The 12,988-nt window shown below is 68.7% G+C and carries 7 protein-coding genes; 3 read left to right on the plus strand and 4 right to left on the minus strand.

Features of this window, described 5'->3' with window-relative positions:
• Positions 1 to 18 precede the first annotated feature (18 nt).
• Together DOE79_RS20295 and DOE79_RS20300 are read right to left on the minus strand one after the other, a co-directional pair.
• Positions 19 to 1,068 (minus strand): AI-2E family transporter, encoded by a 1,050-nt coding sequence (locus DOE79_RS20295; protein WP_120340039.1) that lies wholly within the window; start codon positions 1,066 to 1,068, stop codon positions 19 to 21.
• A 68-nt stretch (positions 1,069 to 1,136) separates the two neighbouring features.
• Positions 1,137 to 2,753, minus strand: a complete 1,617-nt coding sequence (locus tag DOE79_RS20300) for a coiled-coil domain-containing protein (protein WP_120340040.1) — start codon at positions 2,751 to 2,753, stop codon at positions 1,137 to 1,139.
• Between the two features lie 294 nt (positions 2,754 to 3,047).
• Between DOE79_RS20300 and DOE79_RS20305 the strand changes: the two genes are divergently transcribed.
• Complete coding sequence (locus tag DOE79_RS20305) at positions 3,048 to 4,874, plus strand: DUF8094 domain-containing protein (RefSeq protein WP_120340041.1); 1,827 nt, start codon at positions 3,048 to 3,050, stop codon at positions 4,872 to 4,874.
• Positions 4,871 to 5,836 (plus strand): tetratricopeptide repeat protein, encoded by a 966-nt coding sequence (locus DOE79_RS20310; protein ID WP_120340042.1) that lies wholly within the window; start codon positions 4,871 to 4,873, stop codon positions 5,834 to 5,836. Before DOE79_RS20305 ends, DOE79_RS20310 begins: the two co-directional genes overlap by 4 nt.
• Positions 5,837 to 5,984: 148 nt before the next feature.
• Here the strand turns inward: DOE79_RS20310 and glgB are convergent, their stop codons facing one another.
• Together glgB and DOE79_RS20320 are read right to left on the minus strand one after the other, a co-directional pair.
• Positions 5,985 to 8,201: a 1,4-alpha-glucan branching protein GlgB gene (gene glgB, locus DOE79_RS20315; protein WP_120340043.1), complete on the minus strand. Its 2,217-nt coding sequence runs from the start codon at positions 8,199 to 8,201 to the stop codon at positions 5,985 to 5,987.
• Positions 8,198 to 10,279, minus strand: coding sequence for a maltotransferase domain-containing protein (locus DOE79_RS20320; protein WP_181445838.1), 2,082 nt, complete (start codon positions 10,277 to 10,279; stop codon positions 8,198 to 8,200). Before DOE79_RS20320 ends, glgB begins: the two co-directional genes overlap by 4 nt.
• 94 nt (positions 10,280 to 10,373) lie before the next feature.
• Between DOE79_RS20320 and glgP the strand changes: the two genes are divergently transcribed.
• Positions 10,374 to 12,974 (plus strand): alpha-glucan family phosphorylase, encoded by a 2,601-nt coding sequence (gene glgP / locus DOE79_RS20325; RefSeq protein ID WP_120340044.1) that lies wholly within the window; start codon positions 10,374 to 10,376, stop codon positions 12,972 to 12,974.
• Positions 12,975 to 12,988 lie beyond the last annotated feature (14 nt).

A 12,988-nucleotide genomic window follows, 5' to 3' on the forward strand; every position in this document is an offset into this window, starting at 1 on the left:
GCCCGGTCGTGAACGGCCTCAGAGCTCGTTCTGGCGGGGGATGACGACCTGCTTGATGATCATGATGACCGACGCGGCCACCGGGATGGCGATGAGCGCGCCCAGGATGCCGAGCAACGAACCGCCGGCGAGGGCGGCGACGACCACGACGGCACCGGGAACGGCGACCGCCCGGTTCATGATGTTGGGGCTCAGCACGTACGCTTCCACCTGCATGTAGACCAGGTAGTAGATGCCGGCCACGAGCACGGTGAGCCAGGAACTGCCGATGCCGGGGATCATGCAGGTCGCCACGATCAGGACCGAGCCCGTGATGGTGCCCACGAGGGGGATCAGGGAGAACAGGAACGCGATCACGGCGAGCAGCGCGGGGAACGGGGCGCCGATGATGGACAGGAAGATGAAACTCAGCACGCCGTTGCAGGCTGCCAGGGCCCCTTGCCCCACGATGAAGCGGCCGACGGCCGTGGTGATCTGCTCGCTGAGGTCGGCGAAGCGCTCACGCTTCGAGGCGGGGACCAGCTGGTAGGTGGCCCGCTTGATGCTGTTGAGCGACGCCGTGAAGTACAGCGTGAGGATCAGGATGATCAGCCCGCCGAACAGGCCGGTCACGATGGCGACCCCCGAGGCAACGATCGCGCCCGTGATGGTGGTGAGATTGCCGCCGAGGTAGTCGGTGACCGATTCGGTGAGTTTCTGCACGTCCAGGGCGGGGAACTGCTTCTGCACATCGTCGAGGAAGGTCGACGTGTTCACCGAGGTGATCAGGTCCGGAATCCGCTCGGACAGCTTGGCGACCTGGTCGACGATGATCGGTACGATCGCGAAGATCACGCCGGTGAGAACGCCCAGCACGGCCACCAACACCGTGAGGATGGCCGCCCAGCGCGGGAACTTCTTCTTCTCCAGCCACGACACGGCCGGGTCAAGGCCCAGAGCCAGGAACAGCGCGGCGCCCACGTAGGTGATGATCGTCTGCAGGGATACGACGGAACTGAGGATCAGCACGCCGACTCCGACACCCAGGGTGCCGACCAGGCCCAAACGGAAGGCGTTTTGGATCTTCACAGTTGTCTCCACTAGTTCCGGTGCGGGCCGAGCCAGCCGCGCGAGACGAACCGGAGAAGCCGGGGGTATTACTGGTCCTGGTCGGAATTCACTTTCTCCGCCTGGGACAGGACGCTGCGCAGGCTCTCGAAATATCCGGCGACCGAGTCGCGCTCAATCCTAATCTGCGCCAGACGGTCTTCAGCGTCGGTGACGAGGTCACGCGTTCGTGTCTCCGCATCACTGATGAGCGCCGCAGCCCGTTCTTCGGCGTCACGCACGATGCGCTCGGCGGCGTCATCGGCCTTCGCCTTCTGTGCCTTGGCCTCGGCGCGGGCGCCGGCATCCAGCTGTTCGTTCAGGGTGCGCAGCTCAACCGTCCGGGCGTTCGTCCCGGCCAGCTGGGCGGCGGAGTCGTCGAGGTACTTCTGGGTCTGCGCCACGGCAGCCTGGTGCCGGGCGAGGTGATCCTGCTCGGCCTCGTCCCGGCGGGCCTTGAGCTCCACCTCGAGGTCCGCGCGAATCTGGTCGATCTCCCTGCGGAGCTTGGCCGCCTCGTGCTCGCCGCGCTTGCGGGTGGCCGTGAGGTGGTTGTCCAGGTCGATGCGGGCCTGCTCGCTGTCGGCGTCGAAGTCGGCCTTGGTCTGTTCGAGTTCTCGCGCCAGATCGGCCCTGGCCTGCTCCACCTCGGCGGCGAGGTCGGCGTGCGCCTTGTCCAGGTCCCGCACCACGGCGGCGCGGTCCCTGTCCAGTTCGCGGTCGAGGTCGGTATGCGCCTGCTCGCCCTCGATGGCCAGCGCGGTGCGCGCCTGCTCGATCTCCCTGGCCAGGTCGGTGCGGCCCTGTTCGATCTCCACGGACAGGTCGGCCCTGGCCTGCTCCGTCTCGTGGGCGAGGTCGATGCGGGCCTGCTCGGTCTCCCGCGCCAGGTCGATGCGATCCTGTTCCGTTTCGGCGGCGAGGTCGATGCGGGCCTGCTCGGTCTCCCGCGCGAGGTCGGCGCGCTGCTGGTCGAGCTCGTGGGCGACCTCGGCGCGGGTCAGCTCGGTCTCGCGGGTGAGACCGGCCGCGATCTCACGGGCCTCCGTCGCCTCACGCTGGGCTACGACGCGCACTTCGGCGGCCTCCCGCTCGGCTTCGGAGCGGATGGCGGCGACCTCACGCTTGACCGTGGCCCGGAGCTCTGCGGCTTCTGTGGCCACGGCGCCGCGGATGGCGGCGGCTTCCTGCAGGGCGTCCTGGGTGACCTGGTCCGCGGTCTCGGCGGCCCGGCTGAGCAGGTCGTCGGCCTCGGTCTGCGCGTCGGTCAGGAGCCGGCCGGCCTTCACCGTGGCATCCGAGACCGACCGTTCGGCGTGTTCGGCGGCCTGGCGCTTCATGGCCTCGACCTCGGCGGAGGCAGACGCTCGCAGTTTCTCGGCATCGATGTCGGCCTGGGCGATGACGCGGGTGGACTGTTCCTCGGCCACCCGGAGGGTGTTCTCGAGTTTGGTGCCGAGGCCAGAGAAGGTGGGACTGCCGACCTCTTCGATTTCGGCGTTGAGGTCGTCGATGCGCTGGGCGAGGCGCTTGACCTCCTTGGCCGATTCCGTGCTCTGCGCGTTCGCCTGGATCAGGTCGCGTCGCAGACCCTGGATGGCCTTGTCGACCTCGTCCTTGTCGTACCCCCGGAACACCTGGGTGAAGTCAGCCTCTTCGGTCGCCACGATCTCTCCTCGTTAATGGGCGCTCACCCCGCCTATGCACTGGCGGAGCGGCCCGTCTGATTTTAGTGCCTCCGGCCCTCGCCTCACCGACCCATCTGTGACCAGGGTTGCCCCTGTTCAGGGGCCGATTCCGGATGCTGGAAGCCGGTACGCTGCGATGAAAAAGCGCTATTAGGCACCTCTCAGGAGCGTCCACTATCGTAGAACGTCCGTGTCTGTTGCTTTCCGGCCCCGGCACACGGTGGCGCACGCTTCAAGGTGCAGCCATCGGCAGGCAACACAGGAGGGTTTTACGTGCGTTTCGTCTTCGCCATTCTGGCATTCGTTCTCGCAGCGTTGATGATCGCATTCGGCATCGCGCAGCGAACAATATTTCTTGAACCGGCTTCCCAGAGCCTCAGTACGACCATCGGCGACGGTTCGCCCTACGCGGTGATCGAGGGCAGCGCGCTGACCGCGTTCCCCGGCAGCCAGACCGTCACGGTGGGCGGAGCCGACACCGTGTTCGTGGCCTACGGCCGCACGAGTGACGTCACCGCGTGGATCGGGTCCGACGACTACGCCGATGTGGCCTTCGACGCCGGCTCCAACGCCCTCGATGTGACCACGGTCGCCGGAACAGCGACGGAGCCTTCCGCCGGCAGCGCCGAGAGCGCCGAAGCGGAGGCCCCGGCCCTGCCGACCAACCCGGCCGGATCGGATCTCTGGCTTCAGGAGTTCTCCGCCGAGGGGTCGCTGACGACCACGCTCACCGTTCCGGAGGGTATTTCGGTCATCATCGCCTCGGACGGCACGGCTCCGGCGCCGACAGACATCACCATCGCCTGGCCGCTGGACAACTCCACACCGTGGGCGGGTCCGCTCATCGTCGGGGGAGCGCTGATGGCCCTGATCGGCTTCGTGGTCTACCTCCTCGGCCTGCTGCACTTCCGCCGTTCCCGTCGCCCGCGCCGCAACGTGCCGCGCGGCCCGCGTATGCCCAAGCTGCCCCGGGTGCCGCGGCCCAAGACGATCAAGGCCAGTGAGATCACCGGCCCGCGCCGCTCGATCGGACGCTCCATGATCGCCGTGCCCCTGCTCCTGGTCTCCGGGCTCGTGCTCAGCGGATGCTCGCCGGAGTTCTGGCCGACGTCCGCGCCGGAACCGACCGGAACGGCCACCGCCACTCCGTCCGCCACCGCGGAGGGCACAGAGGCACCCGCACCCGCCGAGGTGAAGGCCCCGGCCGTGACCACGCCGCAGCTCGAGCGCATCGTCGGCGACATCGTCTCGCTGACCGCGGCCGCGGACGCGGGTCTGGACGCTGACAGCATCGCGACCCGCTTCACCGGGCCCGCACTCGAACAGCGTCTGGCCAACTACAAGATCCGCACGGCGGACGGCTCCTTCGCCCCCACCACGGCCCTGCCGGACTCCCCGATGACCCTCACCTTGCCGCAGCAGACCGACACCTGGCCGCGCGTGGTCATGACCGTGCTGCAATCCGAGGACGAGTCGACGGTACCCACCATGGCGCTGATCCTCAAGCAGGAGTCGCCGCGGGAGAATTATCTCGTGGAGTACGCCATCCAGCTCGAGGCCTCCGCCAAGGTGCCCGGCGTCGCGCCGGCGACCATCGGGGCCTCCCTCGTCCCGCCGGACAGCAAGCTGATCTCCATGGCCCCAGAAGCCGTTGGACCGGCATACGCCGACATCCTCCTGAACGGCGACGCGAGCGCGTCCTTCCCGCTGTTCCAGGCGGAAGGCGACTCCGCGCGCACCCTGCTCGGCGTCGACAGCAAGCAGAAGCAGAAGGACGCCCTGGAGGACACTGCCGCGATGGAGTTCACCAACGCCGCGGGCAGCGGCGACGTGGTGGCCCTGTCCACCAACGATTCCGGCAGTATTGTGGCCGTCAGCGTCAACGAGATCACCACCGTGACCTCGGTGAACGGTAAGGCGACCATCGAACCGACCTCCGGTCCGAGCAAGGCTTTGTCCGGGATCACCAAGACCACCAAGGGCATCCAGAACACCTACAGCGAGCAATTGCTCTTCCATGTGCCCGCTGCCGGGTCGACCGACAAAATCGTTCTCCTTGGCTTCAGCCAGGGACTGATCTCATCCGTGGAGCTTCCATGACCGTCATCCCCCCAGCCGGCGCCAATCTGCGCGGCGCCGTCGACCTGTCCTCGCTCGTGAACCGTCCGCCGGCGCCGGCCGCCGGAGCGGCCGGTGCCCCCGGTGCGCCGGCCGGCCCGGCCGGTCCGGTGCCTGTTCCGAGCCTCGTGCTCGAAGGAACCGACACCAACTTCGCCGAGCTGCTGGAGCTGTCCAAGTTCGTCCCGGTGATCGTGGACCTGTGGGCACAGTGGAGCGAACCAGCCACGCAGCTGACCCCCGTGATCGAGAACCTGATCCGGGAGTACAACGGCCGGTTCGTGCTCGCCACGGTGGACATCGACAGCAACCCCCAGCTCGCGCAGGCGTTCCAGGCCACCTCGGTGCCCACCCTCGCCGCCGTGATCAACGGCCAACCTGTGCAGCTGTTCGACGGTGTCCTTCCCGTTGTGCAGATCCGCGAGGTCCTCGAGCGGGTGCTCGAGCTGGCGGCCCAGCACGGGGTGACCGGTGTCGCCGACGCCGCAGAGGCTCCGGCCGGGGAGCCCGTCGCCCCGGTCGAACCCGAACTGCCGCCGCACCACCGCGAGGCCTACGAGGCCATCGAGCGCGGCGACTACGCGGCCGCCATCGACATCTACAAGCTGGCCCTGGCCCGCGACCCCCGCGACGCCATGGCCACGGCAGGCCTCGCCCAGGTGAGCCTGCTCGGCCGCCTGCAGGGCAAGACCATCGCCGAGGTGCGTTCGGCCGCGGCCGACAACCCCGCTGACCTCGACGCGCAGTTGCTCGTGGCCGACCTGGACCTCTCCGGCGGTCACATCGAGGACGCCTTCGACCGGCTGCTCGGACTGTTCCCCGCGCAGGACGCGGCGGGTAAGAACCTGGTGCGGCAGCGCATGCTCGAACTGTTCGAGGTCGTCGGCACCGACGATCCCCGCGTGCCGCCGGCGCGCAAACGCCTGACCGCGCTGCTCTACTAGCCGAGCTCGCCTACGTGCGGCGACCCGCGCGCGGGTTGAGCTTGTCGAAACCTGGTGAGGCAGTCTGGAGATCGGCTCACGGGGTCTCGACACGCTCGACCGGCGACGACACGCTCGACCGGCGACGTCGTCGCGTGGCGCTGGAGGGTTAGCGGCGCAAACGCAGCCAGAGGGCGCCGAGCGGCGGCAGGGTGAGGGTCGCGGATGCCGGGCGTCCGGCCCACGGCTCCGCGAAAGCGTGCACCTCGCCGAGGTTGCCCACGCCGGAGCCGCCGAAGTTCTCGGCATCCGTGTTGAGGATCTCCTCCCACACGCCGGCCTGCGGCAGCCCCACCCGGTACCCCGTGTGCGGGGAGCCGGAGAAGTTGAACAGGCAGGCGACCGGAGTGCCGTCGTTGTCCCAGCGGACGAAGGTGATCACGTTCTCCGCCGCGGCCCCGCCGTCGAGCAACTCGAAGCCGCCCGGATCATTGTCCCTGGCCCAGAGGCTCGGCGTGGCCCGGTAGACCCGGTTGAGCTGGCCGACGAGGTTGAACAGGCCGCGGTGACCGGGCTGGTCGAGCATCCACCAGTCCAGCCCGCGCTCCTCGCTCCACTCGGAGCGCTGGCCGAATTCCTGGCCCATGAACAAGAGCTGCTTGCCGGGGTGCGCCCACATGAAGGCCAGGTATACCCGGACGTTCGCGAGTTGCTGCCAGGAGTCGCCCGGCATCTTCGCGATGAGCGAGCCCTTGCCGTGCACGACCTCGTCGTGGCTGATGGGCAGGAGGAAGTTCTCGCTGAAGGCGTAGACGAACGAGAAGGTCATCTCGTTGTGGTGATACGCCCGGTACATCGGGTCTTCGCTCATGTACTCGAGCGAGTCGTGCATCCAGCCCATGTTCCATTTGAGGCCGAAGCCCAGGCCGCCGCCGGAGGTGGCCGCCGTGACGCCGCCCCAGTTGGTGGACTCCTCAGCGATCATGATGGTGCCCGGGTTGCGCTTGTACGCCGTCGCGGTGACCTCCTGCAGCAGGCTGATCGCCTCCAGGTTCTCCCGGCCGCCGAACTTGTTGGGCTCCCACTCGCCGTCTTTCCGCGAGTAGTCCAGGTACAGCATCGACGCCACGGCGTCGACCCTGAGCGCGTCGATGTGGAACTCCTCGAGCCAGTAGAGGGCGTTCGCGACGAGGAAGTTGCGCACCTGCTTCTGGCCGAAGTCGAACACGTAGGTGCCCCAGTCCATCTGTTCTCCGCGGCGCGGGTCCGGGTGCTCGTAGAGCGCCTGGCCGTCGAAACGCGCCAGGGCGAAGTCGTCCTTAGGGAAGTGGCCCGGCACCCAGTCCATGATCACGCCGATACCGGCCTGGTGCAGCCGGTCGATGAGGTAGCGCAGGTCGTCAGGGTGTCCGAAGCGGCTGGTCGGGGCGAAGTAGCCGGTGACCTGGTAACCCCAGGAACCGCCGAACGGATGCTCGGACAGCGGCATGAATTCGACGTGGGTGTACGCGAGCTCGCCGAGGTAGGCGATGAGTTCGTCGGCCAGGGCCCGGTAGCCCAACCCGGGGCGCCACGAGGCGACGTGCATCTCGTAGACGCTCATCGGGCGGTCGTGCGGGTCGGTGGCGCTGCGGTCGGCCAGCCAGTCGGCATCCTGCCAGACGTAGTCGGTCTGGCCGATGACCGACGCCGTGAGCGGCGGTACCTCGGTGTACCGGGCCATCGGGTCGGCCTTCTGCACCCAGGCGCCGGACTGGGTGAGGATCTCGAACTTGTAGTTGGACCCTGCGGTGAGGCCGGGCACGAAAAGCTCCCAGACGCCCGTGCTGCCCATGTTGCGCATGGCGTGCAGGGTGCCCGACCAGCTGTTGAAGTCTCCGATGACTCGAACGGCGCGTGCATGCGGGGCCCAGACCGAGAAGGAGGTGCCGTCGACGGCGGTGATGACCCCGGTGAATCGGCGCACGTGCGCGCCCAGGACATCCCAGAGCTGTTCGTGCCGGCCCTCGCCGATGAGGTGCAGGTCCAGTTCGCCCAGGGTGGGCAGGTAGCGGTACGGGTCGTCGGCGAGCCAGGCCGGGCCGCCCTCGTAGTGCGCTTCGACCTGGTAGTCCTGCGGGCCGATGGTGCTCACGCCCTGCCAGATGCCGAAACCCAGGTGGGCCAGCTCGATGCGGGCGCCCGTGGCGAGCACCGCGACGACCTCTGTGGCCAGCGGGCGCAGCGTGCGGATGACCGTGAGCGGGTCCGTGATTCCGGGCAGATCGAGCAGGTGCTGGCCGAGCACCTCGTGCGGGTTGTAGTACGAGCCGACCGAGACGGTCTCCAGGACGTGCGCGGAGATCTCGGGGAGTTCGTCGGCGGGGCTGCCGATGGCGTGTTTCATTCGGAGCGTCCGTTCTGGGTCTGCAGGGTGGCCGGAACCCGCACGTGCAGGATGTGCACGGGCTCGGTGAAGGCGTCGAGGCGCACGAAGTTGTCGGCCGACCAGGTCCACACGGAGCCGGTCACGAGGTCCTCGACCTCGAAGTGCGAGCCGAGCGGCAGGCCGAATCGGGTCACGTCCAGGTGCACCACGGTCTCGCGCACCGAGTGCGGGTCGACGTTGGCGACGACGATCAGCGCATCCGCCCGGCCGTCGTCGGTGAACTCGCCGGCCAGGTACTTGCTGTAGACCAGGATCGAATCGTCGTCGCTCGAGTGGATGTCCAGGTTGCGCAGCTGCCGGAGTGCCGGGTGCGCGGCACGGATGCGGCCGAGCAGGCCGAGGAACGGTGACAGCGACCGGCCCAGGGCCTCGGCCTTGGCGAAGTCACGCGGCCGGTACTCGTACTTCTCGTTGTCGATGTTCTCCTCGGCGCCCGGGCGGGCGACGCTCTCGTAGAGCTCGAAACCCGCGTACACGCCCCAGGTGGGCGCGGCCGTCGCGGCGAGGGCCGCGCGGATCTTGAACGCCGCCGGGCCGCCGAACTGCAGGTACTCGGTGAGGATGTCCGGGGTGTTGACGAACAGGTTCGGGCGTAGGAAGTCCGCGGTGTCGTGGGCGAGGCCGTCGAAGAACTCCTCGAGCTCCTCCTTGGTGTTGCGCCAGGTGAAGTACGTGTAGGACTGCTGGAAGCCGACTTTGGCCAGGCCCTGCAGCAGCGCCGGCCGGGTGAACGCCTCGGCCAGGAACACCACGTCGGGCGACTCCCGGTTGATCGTGCCGATCAGCCACTCCCAGAAGTCCAGCGGCTTGGTGTGCGGGTTGTCCACCCGGAAGATGTTGACGCCAACGCCGATCCAGTAGCGCACCAGGCGCAGCACCTCGGCGCGGATGCCCGCCGGGTCGTTGTCGAAGTTGATCGGGTAGATGTCCTGGTACTTCTTGGGCGGGTTCTCGGCGTACGCGATCGTGCCGTCCGGCAGGGTGGTGAACCACTCCGGGTGTTCTTTCACCCAGGGGTGATCGGGGGAGGCCTGCAGGGCCAGGTCGATGGCCACCTCGATACCCTCGGCACGGGCGGCGTCCAGGAAGAAACCGAAGTCGTCGATGGTGCCCAGGTCGGGGTGGATGGCGTCATGGCCGCCGTCCGCCGAGCCGATAGCCCAGGGTGAGCCCGGATCGTTCTCGCCGGCGTCGAGCGTGTTGTTCGGTCCCTTGCGGAACGCACGGCCGATGGGGTGGATCGGGGGCAGGTAGAGCACGTCGAACCCCATGGCGGCGACCGCGGGAAGCCGGTCGGCGGCGGTGCGGAAGGTGCCGCTCTGCCAGCTGCCGTCCTCGCGTCGGACGGCGCCCTCCGACCGGGGGAAGAACTCGTACCAGGAGCCGACGCCGGCCCGGGTGCGTTCGACCCGTACTGTGCGTTCGGCCGAGAAGGAGTCCAGGCTCGCGAGGGGGCGCACGGCGGCCGCGGCGGCCAGGGCCGGGTCGGTGACGACTGCCAGCCGGGTCTCGAGGGGAAGCTTGGTGTTGGCCAACGTCTTGGCGGCCGCCGCGAACAGGCGGCGTTCGGCGACGGGACGACCGAGGTCCTTGCCGGCCGGCGCGAGCAGGGTCGACCCGATCAGGAACATCAGCTCGACATCGATGCCGGCCGGGATCTTGATGGCTGCGTTGTGCACCCAGGTGGCGAAGTCGTCGGCGTAGGCGCGCACCCGGTAGCTGTAGGAGCCCTGCAGGTCCAGGCGCACCTGGGTCTCGTACCGGTCGGTGCCGGGCACGGTCAGGCGCATTGGATGCCGGGTGAGGGTGCCGTCCGGCGCGGTGAGGTGCAGCATCACGCCGATGGCGTCGTGCCCCTCCCTGAAGGCCGTGGCGCGGAACGGGACGACCTCGCCGGCGAAGGCCTTCGCCGGCCAGAGATTGTCGTTCAGCTGCGGGGCAAGGTCGAGGACCGGGATTCGGCCGACTTTCGTCGGGGCGTCCGTCGTGCTCGGCGTTGAAGGGGCGGTACCGGTTCGTTTTGCTGTCTTAGCCACATAACGACCGTAGCGCGAACGGGGGCGGAATCGGTGGTTGCACACGCGCGCGATCGTTACCTGTTGGACACCTCGCGCCCGTAAAGTGAGGTTCGTGAAGGCGATCCGTAAATTTACCGTCCGTGCCGTCCTGCCCGAGTCGCTGGCCGCGCTCGACGAGCTGGCGGGGAACCTGCGCTGGTCGTGGCACGAACCCACCCGGCAGCTGTTCGAGCACATCGCGCCCGAGCTCTGGCGCCGCATCGGCGGCGACCCCGTCGCGCTGCTGGGCGCGGTGGACCCGGCCCGGCTGCAGGAGCTCGCGCACGACCATGACTACGTCTCCGGGGTCAACCTGGTGCGCGACGATCTCCGGAACTACCTGGAACAGCCCCGCTGGTATCAGGAACTCGAGGGGGCCAAGCCCGCGTCGATCGCCTACTTCTCGCCCGAGTTCGGTATCGCTGCCGCGTTGCCGCAGTACTCGGGCGGCCTGGGCATCCTGGCCGGAGATCACCTGAAGAGCGCCTCCGACCTGGGGGTGCCTCTGGTGGGTGTTGGCCTGTTCTACAAGGCCGGATATTTCAGCCAGGCGATCTCCTCCGACGGCTGGCAGCTGGAGAGTTACCCGCTCCTGGACCCGGACGGCCTGCCCCTGTCGGTACTGCGCCGCGCCGACGGCTCGCCCGTGCAGGTGTCGCTCGCGTTGCCGGAGGACCGCACCCTGCACGCCAGGGTCTGGGAGGCCAGGGTCGGCCGCATCCGCCTCCTGATGCTCGACACCGACATCCCCGAGAACACCGACGACCTGCGCCAGGTGACCGACCGCCTCTATGGCGGCGGCGGCGAGCACCGGCTGCTTCAGGAACTGCTGCTGGGCATCGGCGGGGCCAGGGCCGTGCGGCTATGGAGCACTCTCAACGACCGGCCGGAACCGGAGGTGTTCCACACCAACGAGGGACACGCCGGGTTCCTCGGCCTCGAGCGCATCTCCAGCCTCATCGGCGACGGCCTCAGCTTCGCCGAGGCGCTACAGGTGGCCCGTGCCGGCACCGTCTTCACGACCCACACGCCGGTGGCCGCTGGAATCGACCGATTCGACAGCTCGCTGGTGCGCCGGTACTTCGAAACCGACCTGCTGCCCGGCGTGGCCGTCGACGATCTGCTCGGCCTTGGCGCGGAGAGCTACCCGGGTGGCTCGCCCGACGTGTTCAACATGGCCATCATGGGCCTGCGGCTGGGCCAGCATGCCAACGGAGTGTCCAAGCTGCACGGCGAGGTGAGCCGGCGGATGTTCAGCGGCCTCTGGCCCGGGTTCGACGCCAGCGAGGTGCCGATCACGTCGATCACCAACGGGGTGCATGCGCCCACCTGGACCGACCCTGCGCTCAAGGCCTTGGCCGCGATCCGGTTGGGCACCACCGACACCTCCACCGCGGACTGGGCCTCGCCCGTGGTGAGCGATCAGGACCTCTGGGACGTGCGCGGCGACATGCGCCGCCAGTTCGTCGACGACGCCCGCCGCCGCATCGGCGCCGCCTGGCTCGTACAGAACCCGGGCGGCCTGATCCCGGCGTGGATCAACCAGGTCTTCGACCCCGACGTGCTCACCATCGGGTTCGCCCGCCGGGTGCCCACCTACAAGCGGCTCACCCTGATGCTCCACGACCCCGAGCGGCTCCGCGCCCTGCTGCTGCACCCTGAGCACCCTGTGCAGATCGTCATCGCCGGCAAGTCGCACCCGGCCGACGAGGAGGGCAAGCGGCTGATCCAGAAGATCGTGCAGTTCGCCGCCGACCCCGAGCTGCGCACGCGGATCGCGTTCCTGCCCGATTACAACATCGGCATGGCCCAGCTGATGTACCCGGGCACCGATGTGTGGCTGAACAACCCGCTCCGCCCACTCGAGGCCTGTGGGACGTCGGGCATGAAGGCCGCCCTGAACGGCGCGCTCAACCTGTCGATCCTGGACGGCTGGTGGCCGGAGTACTTCGACGGGCAGAACGGCTGGGCGATCCCGTCTGCGGACGCGGCCACCAACTCCGCCGAACGCGACCGCATCGAGGCCGAGGCGCTGTACGAGCTCATCGAACACCAGGTGGCGCCGCCCTTCTACGAGCGGAACGCCGACGGGGTGCCGGAACGCTGGGTGGCGAACATCCGCCAGACCCTCGCCGGACTCTCGCCCGAGCTCAACGCCGGGCGGATGGTGCGCGAGTACGTGGAGAAGCTCTACCGGCCCGCAGGGGCGTCCGAGGCGCGCCTCTCGGCGAACGACTACCGGGCGGCACGCGAGCTCGCCGCGTGGAAGAGCCGCATCACGGCCGCGTGGCCAGGGGTGGGCGTCGCGCACGTGGAATCCGGCGGCGTCGCCACCGTTCCGCAGGTGGGCGACGAACTGCACCTGCGTGCCCACGTGCAGCTGAACGGGCTGGCGCCCGACGACGTGACGGTGCAGGTGGTCTACGGGCGGAGTCTGGGCGGGGACGACCTGACCGACGTGAACACCCAGGCGCTCGAGCCGATCGACGACGTGCTGGGCCAGGACGCGCTCGCGGATGCGACAGGCAGCCCCGCGCTCGGCACGCCGACGCTGTTCACCGGCACCGTGGAACTCGACCGGGCCGGCGGGTTCGGCTACACCGTGCGGGTCGTGCCTCGCAATGAGCTGCTGATCAGCCCGGCCGAGATGGGCCTGGTCGCCGTCGCGAGCTGAGCCGGCCCGGGCGA

It is taken from the genome of Cryobacterium soli (genome assembly GCF_003611035.1).
Classification (GTDB): Bacteria; Actinomycetota; Actinomycetes; order Actinomycetales; family Microbacteriaceae; genus Cryobacterium; species Cryobacterium soli.

Excerpts from the sequence above, each read along its gene's own strand:
- DOE79_RS20310 (WP_120340042.1), top strand. The coding sequence starts at position 4,871 with ATGACCGTCATCCCCCCAGCCGGCGCCAATCTGCGCGGCGCCGTCGAC.
- glgB (WP_120340043.1), bottom strand. The coding sequence starts at position 8,201 with ATGAAACACGCCATCGGCAGCCCCGCCGACGAACTCCCCGAGATCTCC.